Annotated in this window: 14 protein-coding genes; 12 read left to right on the top strand and 2 right to left on the bottom strand. The window is 55.1% G+C overall.

All coding sequences use genetic code 11. The features are described from left to right. The first annotated feature begins 152 nt into the window (after window positions 1-152). From HOY33_RS17700 to HOY33_RS17655, 10 genes are all read left to right on the top strand, one after another. Complete coding sequence (locus HOY33_RS17700) at window positions 153-2,360, top strand: GGDEF domain-containing phosphodiesterase (protein WP_172291459.1); 2,208 nt, start codon at window positions 153-155, stop codon at window positions 2,358-2,360. A 129-nt stretch (window positions 2,361-2,489) separates the two neighbouring features. Further along, window positions 2,490-3,356 carry an amino acid ABC transporter substrate-binding protein gene (locus HOY33_RS17695; RefSeq protein ID WP_172291458.1) on the top strand — a complete coding sequence of 289 codons (867 nt, stop codon included), beginning with the start codon at window positions 2,490-2,492 and terminating at the stop codon, window positions 3,354-3,356. A 14-nt stretch (window positions 3,357-3,370) separates the two neighbouring features. Beyond that, window positions 3,371-4,285, top strand: a complete 915-nt coding sequence (locus HOY33_RS17690; protein WP_216660565.1) for an amino acid ABC transporter substrate-binding protein — start codon at window positions 3,371-3,373, stop codon at window positions 4,283-4,285. A 427-nt stretch (window positions 4,286-4,712) separates the two neighbouring features. Next, a complete protein-coding gene (locus HOY33_RS17685) occupies window positions 4,713-5,477 on the top strand; it encodes an IclR family transcriptional regulator (RefSeq protein WP_172291457.1) in 765 nt (254 codons plus the stop codon). Window positions 5,478-5,529: 52 nt separating this feature from the next. Beyond that, complete coding sequence (locus HOY33_RS17680; protein ID WP_172291456.1) at window positions 5,530-6,279, top strand: transporter substrate-binding domain-containing protein; 750 nt, start codon at window positions 5,530-5,532, stop codon at window positions 6,277-6,279. Between the two features lie 63 nt (window positions 6,280-6,342). After that, the gene (locus tag HOY33_RS17675; RefSeq protein ID WP_172291455.1) at window positions 6,343-7,014 is read left to right on the top strand and encodes an amino acid ABC transporter permease; all 672 of its coding nucleotides are present in this window, start codon (window positions 6,343-6,345) and stop codon (window positions 7,012-7,014) included. Window positions 7,015-7,046: 32 nt separating this feature from the next. Beyond that, entirely contained in the window at window positions 7,047-7,793 is a 747-nt protein-coding gene (locus HOY33_RS17670) for an amino acid ABC transporter ATP-binding protein (RefSeq protein ID WP_172291513.1), read from the top strand. A 43-nt stretch (window positions 7,794-7,836) separates the two neighbouring features. Next, window positions 7,837-9,219, top strand: coding sequence for a formimidoylglutamate deiminase (locus tag HOY33_RS17665; RefSeq protein WP_172291454.1), 1,383 nt, complete (start codon window positions 7,837-7,839; stop codon window positions 9,217-9,219). 16 nt (window positions 9,220-9,235) lie between these two features. Beyond that, a complete protein-coding gene (gene hutG / locus HOY33_RS17660) occupies window positions 9,236-10,042 on the top strand; it encodes an N-formylglutamate deformylase (RefSeq protein WP_172291453.1) in 807 nt (268 codons plus the stop codon). Between the two features lie 90 nt (window positions 10,043-10,132). Beyond that, entirely contained in the window at window positions 10,133-10,672 is a 540-nt protein-coding gene (locus HOY33_RS17655) for a HutD family protein (protein ID WP_172291452.1), read from the top strand. Window positions 10,673-10,849: 177 nt separating this feature from the next. Here the strand turns inward: HOY33_RS17655 and HOY33_RS17650 are convergent, their stop codons facing one another. Continuing rightward, complete coding sequence (locus HOY33_RS17650) at window positions 10,850-11,281, bottom strand: SemiSWEET family sugar transporter (protein ID WP_172291451.1); 432 nt, start codon at window positions 11,279-11,281, stop codon at window positions 10,850-10,852. Between the two features lies 1 nt (window position 11,282). Continuing rightward, entirely contained in the window at window positions 11,283-12,692 is a 1,410-nt protein-coding gene (dalD, locus tag HOY33_RS17645; protein ID WP_172291450.1) for a D-arabinitol 4-dehydrogenase, read from the bottom strand. Between the two features lie 314 nt (window positions 12,693-13,006). On the opposite strand from dalD, the gene HOY33_RS17640 reads away from it, so the two are divergent. Next, window positions 13,007-13,909, top strand: coding sequence for a DUF808 family protein (locus HOY33_RS17640; RefSeq protein WP_172291449.1), 903 nt, complete (start codon window positions 13,007-13,009; stop codon window positions 13,907-13,909). A gap of 435 nt (window positions 13,910-14,344) precedes the next feature. Beyond that, window positions 14,345-15,463 (top strand): glycerol dehydrogenase, encoded by a 1,119-nt coding sequence (locus HOY33_RS17635; RefSeq protein WP_172291448.1) that lies wholly within the window; start codon window positions 14,345-14,347, stop codon window positions 15,461-15,463. Window positions 15,464-15,690 lie beyond the last annotated feature (227 nt).

Raw genomic sequence — 15,690 nt, 5'->3', positions numbered from 1 at the left:
GTATAAACAAATATTTCTTCAATGCTATCTATAACAGACAGAAGTCCTAGTGTGTTTCTTCATTACCTGCGCATGTTCTTTTTATTTTTTTAAAAACAATATATTTCACGCTCAACTATACAAACACTTGTAACGGATGAAGAGTTTTGGCGATGATATCCCGAACCAGAGTAACTGAGGAATTAGATGGAGCAATACCGGATGAGGACAGGGTTACCTCGCATCGTCGGCAACGTTGGTATCGTTCGATTCTAGGTAAAGTCACTTTATTCCTTCTTGTCGGTATTCTTTTTTCATATGGCGTCGGGGCCGCGGCGGGTTGGTTTATTGTCGATAAGAATTCGCAGGAACAGTGGCGGCGTCAGGCTAATACCAATGCCCATATCATTAGTTATATCGTTCGCAGTATATATACGTCGGTCATCGCCCGCATGGATGCATCCGGGCAGATAACGGGCATTGTGACGGAAAATTTTCTGGGAGACGATGAGTCCATTTTGCAGACGGGATTCAATCCCGTCGACGTGCTTTCCCTGGTTGCGATGCAGACCAACAACCCTGTCTGGCTGTTTCATTATGGTGAAGATGACGGATTTATCAGTATTACGGACGCCAGCGGTATGGCGAGCGGCCATATTCTGGCGCTGGAAGAAAAGACGCGGATGCAGCCGGATGCGCTGACGGAGGCTTTCGCCGGTTTTGTGTCTATTGACGGTAAGACCTATTTCGCCAGCATTCTTCCGGTACTGGCGCCATCGGGGAAATTATTGGGCGCATTGGTCAGCAGTATCGGCGAAAAGCAGGATCTTTACCGCATCCATAATACCTTGTTGAGCAATTCACTGATCGCCCTGTGGATCGTGTTGCTGGCGACGGGGCTGGCGGTCACGCTGCTCATGAGACAGTTTTTTCATTCCGTACCGATGCTGATTCAGGCGCTGACGCGTATTGCCCATGGCGATACCGCCAACATCACGCCATTCTTGCAGCGGGATGATGAAATCGGTCATCTGGCTGTGGCCATCGAAAAACTGCGGCAGGCGATGGTTGAGCGGGAACATCTCCAGAAAATAAAAGAAACCGCCCAGAAAATGGAATATATGGCTCACCATGATCCGCTGACCGGTCTGCCAAACCGCACTTTTTTCAGCGGGGCGCTGGAAAGCGCCATTGTCCGGCTGACGTCGAAAAACTCGCGTTTTAATCTGATGTTGCTCGATCTCGACTATTTCAAAAAAGTGAATGATACCTATGGTCATCCTGTGGGGGATGAGTTGCTGATTAACGTCAGCGAACGGATTTCCTTACTGCTCGGCAATGATGATGTGATTGCCCGCCTGGGGGGTGATGAATTCGCCGTGATCCAGCCGGTTCGGGACAAGCCGATACAGGCGGCGCAGCACCTGGCGGAGCAGGTGATTAAAGCCATTTCAGCGCCTTTTTACTGTCATGGGCATGAGTTTTGCGTTGGGATCAGCGTCGGTATCGCCAGCGCGCCTTTACATGGCGAGACCTCCCACACCCTGATGAAGAACGCCGATCTGGCGCTTTATGTCTCTAAAAACACCGGGCGGAGTAATTATCACTATTTTGAGTATGGGATGGTGATGCCGAGCGCCATGCCGCATACCCGGGAACTGGATATTGAAGGCGCCATGTCCCGCGGGGAGTTCGAACTTTATTATCAGCCGTTGAGGCGTCTGTCGGATAATATCATTGTCGGTTATGAAGCGCTGGTGCGCTGGCGTCATGCCTCCGGGGAACTGTTGATGCCGGAGGCGTTTATCGCGCTGGCGGAGAGAACCGGGCTGATTGTCAGGCTGGGGGAGTGGATTATCCAGCAAGCCTGTACCGATGCCATGCTGCATTTTTCAGCGCATCAGCAGGTTTCGGTGAATATATCGAGCGTTCAGGTTCACCATCCCGGGCTGATCGATATCCTGACCGGCGCGCTGGAACAAAGCGGGTTGCCGGCCTCGCGTCTTGCGCTTGAGATAACAGAGTCTGTTTTGCTGGATCGCCCAAAAGCGCTGCCGGTGCTACAGCAGATACAAAACATGGATATCGGTATTGCGTTGGATGATTTGGGGACCGGTTATGCCTCGTTGGACTGCCTGGCCTATTTTCCTTTTAGCCGGGTGAAGTTGGATAAAACGCTGATCGCCGGTCTGGAAGCGTGCGAGTCGAAACGTATTATTGTGAGCAATATCCTTGCCCTGGTTCATCAGTTGGGGATGGAAACCCTGGCGGAAGGGGTGGAAACCGATCGGCAACTGGAGCTGTTAGGTCAGGCAGGTTGTCAATATGTTCAGGGCCGCCGAACCGGCGAAGCGGCGCCCATAACGGCAATGGCAGGTTGAACGATGCGGTATATTTTGCAGCGCTTTTGGGTTCCGGGACGCCAATATACCCCTAGGCCTCTTCACATGGTTTTGTGTCTTTTATACCGTTACTGCCGGGTTGAGGCCCGGCGCGGAAGGGTTATCGCCATGATATTGGCCTTGCTGTCGCAACCGGCGGTTGCTGTGGCGCCGACGGACAGCGTGCTGACGAAAATCGCACAGACCACAACGATCAGAATAGGCTACCGCGTGGATGAACCGCCTTTTTCCTATCAGGTGGAGGGTAAGGCGGTGGGTTATTCAATCGATATCTGCTTGCGCATTGTGGACGGAATAAAAAAGTATCTGGGACTGAATGAGATACGGATTGTTTTTGTCCCGGTAACAACGGCAACGCGTTTGCCGTTTATCCGTAACCGCGGGATCGATCTGGAATGCGCCGCGACGACGAATAATAGCGAACGGCGGAAACAGGTCGAGTTTTCCTATCCGCACTTCGTGGCGTCTACCCGCTTTGTCGCGTTGAAGCGCTCCGGCATCAGACGTATTGAGGATTTAGCCGGGCGCAGTGTCTCGGTGAGCAGCGGGACGATCAATCTCGAACAGTTGAATGCGGTCAATATGCGTATGAAGCTGAATATTTCCGTCGTGCTGAAGAAAATAAACCAGGAAGCCTTTGAACTGGTTGCAAACGGCAAGGTATCGGCCTTCGTCACCGATGATATTCTGCTGGCGGGGTTGGTGGCGTCTTCCGCCAATCCGTCCGATTTCGTTCTTTCGGACGATCACTTAAGTCGCCCCGAACCCTATGGCATTCTTCTGCCGCCAGGGGAGTTGGCTTTCAGGCAAGTGGTGAATAAAGAACTGTATCGTATTTTCACGCAGGGAGAAATCAAGGCCATTTATGATAAATGGTTTCTTTCCCCGATCCCGCCCGATGGCGTCAATCTTCGTTTTCCCATGCCGCAAAATCTCAAGGCGGTTTTGGCGCAGCCGAAAGATTACCTTGATTAAAGGAGCAATGAGCGATGTGCGGATATGGTAAACGCTGGCATCATTTTCTTATTGGCTTGTTCATTGCCGCTGTCATGGGAAGCCATGTTTCGCGGGCTGACGATATCATCCCCACGCTTGAGCGGATGCGGCTGACCGGGACGCTCCGCATCGGCTATGGCAATACGCCGCCGTTTTCCTACGTTGGTCCGGCGGGGGTCGTGACCGGCTATTCGATCGATTTGTGCAATCGTATCGCCGAGTCGCTCAGGATCCGGCTGGGATTGGATAAGCTCAACATCGAATATGTGTTTCGCACGCCGGCGAATAGAATACAACTGCTTGGTAGCGGAGCTATCGATATCGAATGCGTGGCCAGTACCAAGACCGTGGAGCGGAGTCGCAGCGCCGCCTTTTCCACCGGTTATTTCCTGGTGGGCACCCGCTATGTTTCTCTGCGTAAAAATCATCTGAGTACGTTGGAAAACTTACGCGGCAGGAGCGTCAGTATTGTGCTTGGGACGGTCAATGTCGGCCAGATCAATCAGGCCAACCGGGAAAAGAAACTGAATCTCTCCATTGTATCCACGGATACCCTGCAAAAAGCGTTCGATATGGTCGGTCAGGAAAAGGTTTCTGCTTTTGCCATGGACGACATCTTGCTGCACGCCCTGGTTGCTCTATCTCCCAATCCACAGGATTACGCGATTTCCAGCGAGTCGCTTGATGAGGGAACAGAATATGGCTTTATGATGCGCCGTGATGATGAGGATTTTCGCGTGGCGGTCAATGCCGCATTACGGCAGATTTACGCCAGTCACGAAATAGAGCGAATTTATTCACGCTGGTTTACTCAACCGCTTCCCGGAAGCCAGATTAATCTCCATTTCCCAATGAGTGAAAATCTACGGCGGCTGTTGCTGACTGCCGATACCGCCGGTGCCGAGTAGTATCCCCCGGCGTCGCTGTCTCTTACTACACAAATAATGAACCAGGCGGTGATGAAACGCGCCCGAACGTTTCTCCGCCGTCAGCATGACCGGTACGTCGGTCGACGTGCAGCCTGGGCATAAGTCCTGCGAAACTCCCTGTCAGAATCTAAAGCGTATGCGCCATTTTGGTGCTTTTCGTTCATCAAAATGGTGCAACACCACGCCGCTGTCGGCGATCGCCAGACGGGAAAATTTTTTTCGTCACGCCGAATAGTGGGTTTTTGGCCAGCTTTTTTGATTTTTTATCCGGGTTAATTCATTGTATTTATGATTGTTCTCATTATATGGGAATTTATTTCCCAAAATATGGCATGACCTCTGCTTTAGTGATATCAGCGTAATATCCGTCACCTGATTTCATTGATTCGCATACCGGGGATCCACCATGCCGAAAGTGTCTTATGCCGTTGCCAATCAGGCGGAAGAGATCATCACCGCGCAGGAGCGGGTGCTGATGATCCTTAAAACCATCGCGCAGTTTGGCCGGCCGGCCAGCGCCACCGAACTGATGAAAATGACCGGGTTGGCCAAAAGTACGTTGTACCGTCAGTTGGCGATCCTTCGGCGTTGGGGGTTCGTCATGGAAATCGGAAGTCTGTACGCGCCGGGGCCGGTGAGTCTGCAACTGGCAATGGGATTTGATGAAACCGCTTTGCTGACGCAGTACGCGCAGGAGGATATGCGCTGGCTGTCCGATGCCTCTCAGGAGACGGTCGCCATCACCGTGGCGATTAACCGGCAGGCCGTCTGCGTCAGCATGATTGAAGCGACGCAGTCGCTGCGTTGTTCTTTCGAAAAAGGGCGCAGCGTGCCGCTGCGGGCCGGCGCGACCGCAAAATGCCTGTTGGCGCATCTGGCGGAGGCTGAGTTGCGCCACATTCTGCCGCTGGAGTTTCCTCATCCCGAGCAGCGCGCCGCGGTGGCGCAGCAGTTACAGGCGATCCGTGAGCAGGGCTATGCCTACAGCGACAGTGAAGTGGATGCCGGCATCTGGGGCGTCAGTTTTCCGTTATTGACGCCCAACCGCAAGCTACTCGGCGCGCTGAGCCTGATGGCGCCTTCGCAGCGGGTAGCCGGCAAGCAGGCGGATCTGATTGGCATGACGGCCGCAGCCGTCGCACGTATTCATCAGCACTTAAAAGATTTTTGACGTCGTGGCCCGTAGGGGAACCATAACGTCGTTTAACCAGAGGAAAAAATGTATGTCAGTTACCCGTCGTGCTTTGTTAAACACCCTGTTCGCCATCGGACTGTCCTGTGTTTCCGGTCTGGCCTTTGCACAACAGGGAGAACCGATTAAAGCCGTCACGGATGCGACTTTCCCACCGCTGGAGTTTATGGAAAACAACAAGTTCAGCGGTTTCGATATCGAACTGGTAGAGGCTATCGGCAAGCAGTTGAATCGGCCGGTGCAGTGGACAAACGTTGACTTCAAGGGGTTGATCCCCAACCTGACCTCACAGCGGGCCGATATTGCGGTATCGGGCATTTACATCACGCCGGAACGGGCGCAGGTGGTGAACTTCACCAAACCCTATCTGACCGGCGGGCTGGTGGTGGTGGTGAAAGAGGACAACGCCGCAATCAAAACCCATGACGACCTGAAAGGTAAAAGCGCCAGCGTTCAGGTGGGCACCAAGTCGGTGGCATGGCTGCACGGCAATATGCCGGAGGTGCGTCTGGTGGAAGTGGAGAAAAACCAGCAGATGTTCAACCTGGTCAGCATCGGCCGCGTCGATGCCGCGGTGACGGGCAAACCGGCCGCCTTTCAATATGCGCGCACCAAAGGCGGGGTACGGATTCTACAAGACCAACTGACGTCTGAAGAATACGGGATCGCGGTGCGTAAAGATCTGCCGCAGCTGCGCGATGATATCGACGGCGCCATCGAAGCGCTCAAGGCGAACGGCGTATACCAGAGTCTGATGGATAAATGGTTTCCCGCCAGCTAACGCGTAACCACCGCGGGCGTCAAATGACGCTCGCAGAACCGCCACGTATCGCAGGATATTTTTATGAATCTAGACCTGAACTTTGCGCCGGTATTCGCCAGCAGCGACGCCCTGCTGGCCGGCACGCTGGTGACTATCGAAATTACCCTGTGCGCGCTGCTGGTGGGGTGTTCGCTCGGTCTGCTGGTGGGCATCGCCCGGCTTAACCCGCAGCGCCGCGTACTGTATGCCGTGTCCAGCGCCTATGTGACCTTGATCCGCGGCACGCCGCTGCTGGTGCAGCTGTTTATCTGGTATTACGGCCTGCCGCGTTTTGGCGTGATGTTGCCGTCCTTTTTCTGCGGCGTTATCGGCCTTGGGCTTTATTCCAGCGCCTATATTTCGGAAATTGTCCGGGGAGCGATTACCTCTATCGAACGCGGTCAGAACGAAGCGGCGCGCTCGCTGGGGATGTCCGGTGTACAGGCGATGTACAAAATCATTCTGCCGCAGGCGCTGGTGCGCATGATCCCGCCGCTGGGCAATGAATTTATCGCGCTGATAAAGAACTCCGCGCTGGTTTCCCTGATCACCATTCAGGATGTGATGCAGGCCGGCACGACGATAATCAGCAACTCTTACCGCGATTTGGAAACCTATCTGGTGGTGGCCGGCGTGTACTTTATCCTGACGGGCATTTCCGTTGTGGCGCTGCGTTATTTTGAGAAACGTCATCATATGAAGGGGGTGCAGTAATGACCGACCATCAATCCACAGAGACACCCGCAGTGATCACCATCCGCCGTCTTGGCAAACGTTTTGGCGACAATACGGTGCTGCGCGGCATTGATTTCGACGTTTTCCCGGGGGAGGTCGTGGTGATCATCGGCCCCAGCGGATCGGGGAAAAGCACTTTTCTGCGCTGCTGCAACGGTCTTGAACACCCGGAAGAGGGGGATGTCACGCTGTGCGGGCGGCCGCTGATCAGCGGCGGCAAGATGCTGGCCGAACCTCAGCTCAACCAATTGCGCAAAGAGGTCGGCATGGTGTTCCAGTCCTTCAACCTGTTCCCCCATTTATCGGTGCTGGAGAACATCTGCGTGGCGCCGATGATGCTGCGCGACATGAGCAAAGCCGCCGTTCGTCAGCAGGCGATGCAACTGCTGGAAAAGGTCGGCTTGTCCGCCAAGGCGCAGGCCATGCCGGGCAGCCTGTCGGGCGGGCAGAAACAGCGGGTGGCGATCGCCCGGGCGCTGGCGATGTCGCCGACGGTGATGCTGTTCGACGAACCGACCTCGGCGCTCGATCCTGAATTGGTGGGCGAGGTGCTACAGGTTATGAAATTACTGGCGCAGGAGGGCATGACCATGATTGTCGTCACCCATGAGATGGGGTTTGCGCGTGAAGTCGCCGATCGGGTGGTGGTGATGGACGGCGGCGGCATTATTGAGTCCGGGACGCCGGCGCAGATTTTCGGCGCCCCGCGCGGCGAGCGTACCCAGCGGTTTCTTCAGTCGGTCTTGTCCCAGCACTGAGACGCCAGACCGATCTTTTTTCTACATCAGGTAATAAACCACCATGATAGCGAATCAACTTTTTGCCCAACACGCGTTGCTGAATGACGGCTGGCATCGTGACGTATTGCTCGAGTGGGACGATCGGGGCGAGATCCGCCGGGTTGTCCCAGACTGTTGCCGCCCGCCCGAGGTTGAACAGGCCGGCTGGCTGCTGCCGGGAATGGTCAACCTGCACTCACACGCTTTCCAGCGCGCGTTTAGCGGCCTGACGGAGTACCGGCAGCAGAAGCAGGACAGCTTCTGGAGTTGGCGTAACCTGATGTATGACTTTGCGGCGAAGATTTCACCGGAGCAGCTTGAGATCGTCGCCACCTGGTTGTACAGCGAAATGCTGGAAGCGGGTTACACCTCGGTGTGCGAGTTTCACTATGTGCACCATCAGCCCGACGGTAAACCGTATGCCGATCCGGCGACGCTGTGCCGCAGCCTGATCAACGCGGCGCAGCATACCGGTATCGGGCTGACGCTGCTGCCGGTGTGCTATCAGAATAGCGGTTTCGGCGGTCAGCCGCCGGAGGCGAAGCAGCGGCGCTTCATCAACGACACCGAACAGTTTCTTACGCTATGGCAACAATTGATGTCGCTGACGCGCGACGGTCAGGTGCGGCTGGGCGTAGCGCCGCATTCGCTGCGCGCTATCTCCGAACACGCCCTGACGCAACTGTTGACCGGTATTAAACAGATGGATACGGAGGCGCCGATCCATATCCACGTTGCCGAACAGCTCAAAGAGGTGGAAGACTGCCTGGCCTGGAGCGGCCTGCGGCCTGTCGAATGGCTGCTGGAGCACCAGCCGGTCGATCGCCGCTGGTGTCTGATCCATGCCACCCACATGACGGAGTCGGAGTATCGCCGCGCGGCCGGCAGCGGCGCGGTAGCCGGACTGTGCCCCACCACCGAGGCCAATTTGGGCGACGGTATGTTCGACTTCCCCCAGTGGCGTCAGCATGGCGGCCACTGGGGGATCGGCTCCGACAGCAATGTTGCCGTCAGCGCCGCGGAAGAACTACTGATGCTGGAATATTCTCAGCGTTTGCAGTTCCGCCAGCGCAATGTCTGCGCCGACCGACAGCAGTCCGACGTCGCCGCCGGCCTGTATCTGGGTGCGCTGCACGGCGGCGCGCAGGCCAGCGGCCGTAACGTGGCCGGGCTTGCCGTAGGCCAGCGCGCCGATCTGGTGGAGCTGGACGCCGAACATGCGGCGCTGGCGCTGCTGCCGGCGGACAACATTCTGGCAGGCCATCTGTTCGGCAGTTCGCGCAGTTCGGCGGTGCAGCGGGTGTGGACCGGCGGCCGGCAGCGGGTTGATCGTCAACACCTGCTGCATCCGTCGGCGCTGGCGGCGTTCGCCGCTGTACGTCGGCAGTTATTGCAACAAATTTGACCGGGAGATTGACATCATGACTACCCCAGCGCCGTTCATTTTTCATCAGGGCAGCGAACCGTTATTTATCACCATGCCCCATACCGGCGTCTGGCTGCCCGATGAGGTAGCCGGCGCCCTGACGCCTGAAGCGCGGAGTGTGCCTGACACCGACTGGCACATCGAGCAGCTTTATGCCTTTGCCAGACAGATGGGGGCGTCATGGCTACAGGCCACCTGCTCACGCTATGTGGTCGATCTCAACCGTCCGCCGGATGGCGCCAGTCTCTATCCGGGGCAGGCCACCACCGGGCTGTGTCCGGAGACGCGTTTTGACGGCGGGCCGGTTTATCTGCCGGGCGCCGCGCCCTCTCCCGATGAGGTGCAGGCACGTCGCCGCCGCTACTGGCAGCCCTGGCACGACAAGCTTGCCGAGGAGTTGCTGCGCCTGAAGGCCCGATTCCCCAGGGTCGTGCTGTGGGATGCGCATTCCATCCGTTCTCTCTTGCCGCAGTTTTTCGACGGACGCTTGCCCGATTTCAATATTGGCACCAATAAAGGCGCGAGCTGCGCCCCCGCGTTGCAGCAGCGTATCGCGACAATCGCTCGCGCCGCCGCGCCGTTCACTCAGGTGGAAAATGGACGCTATACCGGTGGATACATCACCCGCCACTACGGTCAGCCGAGCCAGGGAATACATGCGGTGCAGATGGAGCTGACGCAGTGCAGTTATATGGATGAAACGCCGCCCTGGCGCTGGCAACCGCAAAAAGCCCAACTGCTACAGACCCATCTTCAGGCCATGCTACAGTCGGCGCTGGAGTTTGCCCGTGAGGGCCGGTAGCGACGCGCCGCGATGAGGGACATTCGCCTCGGACACTTGGCATAATCATCGGGACGACGCGTCGTCCCCGCACCCAACAGAGCGTAATCCATGATCGAATTTTATGATACCGAGAGCCTGCCGGTGACGCGCTGGCGTAATGGCGGCGGCGAAACGCGGGAAATCGTCAGTTTTCCGCCGCAGTCGGCGTCGTTTGCGTGGCGCGCCAGTATCGCCAGTATCGCTGCCAGCGGCGCTTTCTCTCTTTTCCCGGGGGTAGACCGGGTGATTACCCTATTGGAAGGCGAGGGGGTGGCGCTGACGTCGCCGGGGGCGTTTGACCAGCAATTGGCGCTGCACCAGCCTTTTGCTTTTGCCGGAGAGGCGGCGGTGCACGCCCGTTTGTCCGGCCCGGAGAGCCTGGATTTCAATGTTATGACGCGCCGCGGGGTGTGTCGGGCGACGGTAATCGCCACCCGACAGCCGCAGCAGGCCGCCGCGGGGGTTTTCTGGGTGATTGCCGGGCGCTGGCGAGTGGGGGATAGGTCGTTCGCGCGCGGACAGGGCGCATGGTGGAACGACAACGTCATCGACGTCCTGCCCGCATCCGGGGAGGCGCATCTGCTGTTTGCCGCGATTACCTATGAGTGAAGCGCGCCCTTATCATCAGGCGCGGCTGCGCTAAGAGGCGAAACGGTCGTCGTGTCAGCGGCAAACCGCTGTGGGAAGCGCGTTTGCCCAACGGGCGGTCAGGCCACGCCAACGACCTATTCGGTTAACGACAAGCTATCGAAAAATTTGCCGCTTCAACCGAGGGTCGTTATTGATTCAAAGCTGCTTGCTTTTAAGCGCTCCGGTTACCGGCAATGGGCTAGGGGACGATGACAATGGCGCTTTCCCCGTCGCACTACGGGGCGCGGGGCGCTTCACCTTTACCTCACGCTCGTTGTAGAGCTTCAACATAATAACCACGATAGCCAACAGCGTGGTGATGCCGTTAGCGGTCATGACCGGCATATCCTGTACTTTAAAGCCGTAAGCGGTCCAGCAGGAAACGCCAAAGAACAGTGCGGCGTACATGCCAAGCGAGATACCGGTGGTATCTTTATTACGAATAATATGCAGTACCTGTAAAAAGAAAGAGCCGGTGGTTACCCATGCCGCCAGGGTTCCCAGGGCAATCGGCCATCGATAGAGAGCCAATATGGACAGTGCTGCGGCGACAATCGTCCCCAGCACAATGATCAAATGTTTTTTCATGTCATATTCCCTCAGGTGACGCATGGAGCGTTGTCCGCACCTCATCAACGGCGGCGCGCAGATGATCGGTAAAGTCTTTGTGACGACGCACCACGCCGAATAGCGCGGGCTGGTCGGCAAAGACGGCCAGCGGATCATCCGCGCTGAAAATACGGTCTACTTCTATACTGTCAATGGCGCGATCTTCGTAACTGAACGGCAGTTCGCCCCTGTGGTGTCGTTGCATAAAGAGAAAAAAGAGCGCCGCCAGACGCAGCGTCGCCTGTGGAACGCGCTCTTGACGGTAGCTGTCTTTTAACGTGGGGACGATAAAACCATGCAGTTTGGCGATACTGTCGGAGGATACCCGGGCGACCGTATCGCGTACCCAACGATTGCCGAAACGGGCCAATACGCTGTCGCATTCGGTGGGCAGATCGAGAACGACGCCGCGTTTCTCAAGGGAGGGGCTGACATCCTGTAGGACGTAATCGCGGATCCAGTCCGTCACCTGCGCGGGCAGACTTTCATCGATATAGCGCCGGCCCTGTAACGCCCCGGCCCAGGCAATGCCGCTGTGGCTGGCGTTGAGCAGTCGAATTTTAGCCTCTTCGACCGGCGTAACGTCGTCAACAAACTCGACGCCCACCTGTTCGAGCGCGGGACGCGCGCTGGCAAAATTATCCTCGATCACCCAACGGGCAAAGCTTTCGCAAGACAGAGGAACGGCGTCGCCGGTAATGCCCTGTTGCCGTAGCCGGGTATAGAGCGCATCGTCGAATTTCGGGGTGATGCGATCGACCATACTGTTCGGCGCGGTAGTCTGTTCAGTCATCCACGCCATCAGGTCGGGGCGCTGTTTTGCCGCCAGAAATTCCCGCATACCCTGCGAAAAACTGTCGCCGTTCTGACGCAGGTTGTCGCAGCACAGCAGAGTCACCGGGCCGCTTTGCTGCTGCCGGCGGGCGGTCAGGATCAGCGTCAGCGCGCCGTATAAAGTATTTATTTCACCTTCATCACGCAGGTCGGCCTGTATGGCGGGGTGGGATAAATCAAGATGGTCGTCATCATCCAAAAAGTATCCGCCTTCGGTAACGGTGAAAGAAATAATTTTTGTGTTTGGGTCGGCGCCAACGGCGACGGTTGAAGCGAGGCGGCTGTCCCACAGCAGGATCTGATCCACCGCGTCAATGGTTTCATAGCCGCGTTCTCCGTCAGGAGAGAGGGTTTCGAGCGTATAGCGCCCGTTCTGGGCTTTAAGTTGTTGCAGGGTCTTTTGGGTGGCGCTGTTGCGGATGTTGGATAACGCCATGTGCCAGTGGTCGTCGCCCTTTTGGCGAAGCTGGTTGAGATACCAGGCCTGATGCGCGCGGAAGAAAGCGCCTGCTCCGAGATGCAGCCAGGTTGAAGTGTTTTTTATCGATATAGGCAAATCTTATCCTTACTCCATTGGAGGTTATTTATCCAATGTTAAGGGTAACATTTTTTGAGTGATAATAAAAATATGATATTTATTAATAAGTTATTAATTATTTGCGTGGATTTTCCTCCACCGGGGCGCCGCCGGATTTTTGTCGGGACGCGTGAAGCAATGGCGGAAAAAACGTAACGCCCGCTGCACATTCCATGTCAGAAAAATCGCCGGTACGGAGCGAGTAGGATTCTGTGGGAATTACGTCTATGCTGGTTCTGAAAGGCAGGTGTGTCCCTGCTGTCGCTATAATGAACGGAATAAGGAACAACACTTTGGCTGGAGCAAGTTTACTGACGCTGCTGGATGATATCGCCACGTTGCTGGACGATATTTCCGTGATGGGAAAAATGGCCGTTAAAAAAACGGCCGGCGTATTGGGGGACGATCTTTCCCTGAACGCCCAACAGGTGAGCGGCGTTAAGGCGAACCGTGAATTGCCGGTGATATGGCGGGTGGCGAAAGGTTCCTTTCTGAATAAGCTGTTTCTGGTGCCGGTGGCGTTACTGATCAGTGCGTTCATCCCCTGGGCGATTACGCCGTTGCTGATGATAGGCGGCGCTTTCCTTTGCTACGAAGGCGTGGAAAAGGTGATGCACAGTTTACATCGCGATAAGGCGGAAAAGACGCCGGAGGCCCGACAGCAGCGATTACTTGCGGCGGCGCAGTCCGATGCCCCGACCTACGAAGACGACAAGGTGAAAGGGGCGATACGCACCGACTTTATCCTTTCGGCTGAGATTGTCGCGATTACGCTGGGTATTGTGTCGGAATCGCCGTTGCTCAATCAGGTTATCGTTCTGGCCGGTATCGCCATTCTGGTGACCGTCGGCGTATATGGCATTGTGGCCGGTATCGTTAAGCTGGACGATCTGGGGCTGTGGCTTAAACAAAAATCATCATTTATCGCCCAAAAGGTAGGGGCCGGACTGTTGACGGCCGCGCCCTGGCTGATGAAAGCGCTTTCCGTGGTCGGGACGCTGGCGATGTTTTTAGTCGGCGGCGGCATCGTGGTTCATGGTTTGCCGTGGCTGCATCATCTCATCACCGATTTTGGCGATAAATACAACGGCGTTGTCGCCGTATTGGCGAATAATCTGGCGAATCTGGTGGTTGGTTTGATTGTCGGATCCGTCGTGCTGCTGGTGGTGTCTTTGATATCCCGGTTACGGACATAAAACCTATTGTCCGGGCGCCGGCTATTGTCGCATGCTTTCGATTTTGGCGTAATTGTAACTAAAAATGTCATTTTCCAGAGCGGATAGGGCGTGTTTCACGCCTGCCTGACGCTCGGTTATTGTGAAACGTCAGCTTGCTTGCTGAGAACAATTCGTTACGCCTTCTCTTTATATCATTAGATTTTTTTATCTATCATTGTCTCCGATGTACATCTCTCAAGGTAAAGCGATTTACCTGCTTCCGCTAATTTTCATGTTTATACCAAGTCTGCTGAATAAAGAGGAAATATTTAAATTTCATTGTGTTATATATAATTTTCGTTGTGGAAAATAGAAGTAATATATTTTTTTCATTTCTAATTATCTTTTTCATGCCATTGAAAGGGATGATTTCAAATAATTAAGCTGCGGTAAGTAGTAAAAAGAGCATTAAAAATGATTAAAGATACTAAAGTACCAAGAACGGTCACCTCACCGAAAAAATTCTTCATCGGTGTGGAAATGCTGGGAAAACTCAATGATTTCGTTAAGGATTTTGGCGATAACGCGTTAATTATAAGTGATGAGTTTATCTTGCGCCGGGTAGAAGACGAGGCGCTCTCCGCACTCAAGGCCGCCAATCTCAATGGGGTGGCAGAAAAGTTCCAGTATGAGTGCTCGCAAAAAGAAATCGATAGATTGCAGGCCATTGCACGACAACATGATGTCAATATCATTGTCGGCATCGGCGGCGGTAAAACGCTGGATGTCGCCAAGGCCGTCGCCTTCTACCAAAAAATGCCGGTTGTGCTGTTTCCCACCATTGCGTCAACGGACGCGCCTTGTACGGCGTTAGCGGTGATTTACACTGAATCAGGCGAATTCGAACGTTATCTTTTCTTGCCGCAGAATCCGGATGTGGTGGTCGCCGATACGTCGATTATCTCTTCCGCCCCGGCGCGGTTTTTCTCCGCCGGCGTAGGCGATGCCCTGGCAACCTACTTTGAAGCGCGCGCCTGTTACCAGTCGGACGGCGTTAATCTAGTGTTGCATAAACCTTCCCGAACCGGTCTGGGACTTGCTGAACTGTGCTACAAAGTGCTGAGCGAAAACGTTCAGTCCGCCATGGCCGCGGTGGAAAACAACATCACCACGCCGGCGCTGGAACAAACCATCGAAGCCACGATCTATTTAAGCGGCGTGGGCGCGGAAGCCGGCGGCCTGGCCGCGGCGCATGCCGTTCATAACGGTATGTCGATCATTTCAGACCTGCATAAAGCGCAGCACGGTGAAAAAGTCGTCTTTGGCCTACTGACGCAGTTGGTTCTGGAAAACGCGCCGCGCGAAGAGATAGAAGAGGTTATTCGAATTATCAAAATCGCCAAGCTGCCGTTGACGCTTAAAGAGTTGGGGCTGAAAAACTTCATCAGCGCGGAATGGCGCGAAGTCGCAAGAATAGCCTGTTCGCCAGAGGATACGATGAACAATATGGCGATGGATATAACGGAGGATGACGTTTATAACGCGATGATCGCGGCAAACGCGCTGGGCGAACACTACCGGGCATTAAATTAATTTTCGCCGCGATATAGCAAACGGATTATTGTTAGAAGTGCGTGTTTATAGTGGCGTGTGATGGCGGACACTGGTTGCTGAGGTGGCCGCCGGCCTATGGCTTCACCACATTTGATAAAACGCGCTTCAACTGAATGTTATGTACCGTCTTTCCAATTCGAGAGGCAGTGTATGTTTCCTGGTTTAATACGTTGTACTTATTGGTAGTTACCCTTATTATCGCAGGA

Origin of the sequence: Brenneria sp. hezel4-2-4, from assembly GCF_013155275.1 — a bacterium.
Classification (GTDB): domain Bacteria; phylum Pseudomonadota; class Gammaproteobacteria; order Enterobacterales; family Enterobacteriaceae; genus Brenneria.
The sequence above is the reverse complement of the archived record's forward strand: the minus strand, read 5'-3'. Positions and strand labels throughout refer to the sequence as shown.

Excerpts from the sequence above, each read along its gene's own strand:
- HOY33_RS17700 (WP_172291459.1), top strand. The coding sequence starts at position 153 with ATGATATCCCGAACCAGAGTAACTGAGGAATTAGATGGAGCAATACCG.
- HOY33_RS17695 (WP_172291458.1), top strand. The coding sequence starts at position 2,490 with ATGATATTGGCCTTGCTGTCGCAACCGGCGGTTGCTGTGGCGCCGACG.
- HOY33_RS17690 (WP_216660565.1), top strand. The coding sequence starts at position 3,371 with ATGTGCGGATATGGTAAACGCTGGCATCATTTTCTTATTGGCTTGTTC.
- HOY33_RS17685 (WP_172291457.1), top strand. The coding sequence starts at position 4,713 with ATGCCGAAAGTGTCTTATGCCGTTGCCAATCAGGCGGAAGAGATCATC.
- HOY33_RS17680 (WP_172291456.1), top strand. The coding sequence starts at position 5,530 with ATGTCAGTTACCCGTCGTGCTTTGTTAAACACCCTGTTCGCCATCGGA.
- HOY33_RS17675 (WP_172291455.1), top strand. The coding sequence starts at position 6,343 with ATGAATCTAGACCTGAACTTTGCGCCGGTATTCGCCAGCAGCGACGCC.
- HOY33_RS17665 (WP_172291454.1), top strand. The coding sequence starts at position 7,837 with ATGATAGCGAATCAACTTTTTGCCCAACACGCGTTGCTGAATGACGGC.
- hutG (WP_172291453.1), top strand. The coding sequence starts at position 9,236 with ATGACTACCCCAGCGCCGTTCATTTTTCATCAGGGCAGCGAACCGTTA.
- HOY33_RS17655 (WP_172291452.1), top strand. The coding sequence starts at position 10,133 with ATGATCGAATTTTATGATACCGAGAGCCTGCCGGTGACGCGCTGGCGT.
- HOY33_RS17650 (WP_172291451.1), bottom strand. The coding sequence starts at position 11,281 with ATGAAAAAACATTTGATCATTGTGCTGGGGACGATTGTCGCCGCAGCA.
- HOY33_RS17635 (WP_172291448.1), top strand. The coding sequence starts at position 14,345 with ATGATTAAAGATACTAAAGTACCAAGAACGGTCACCTCACCGAAAAAA.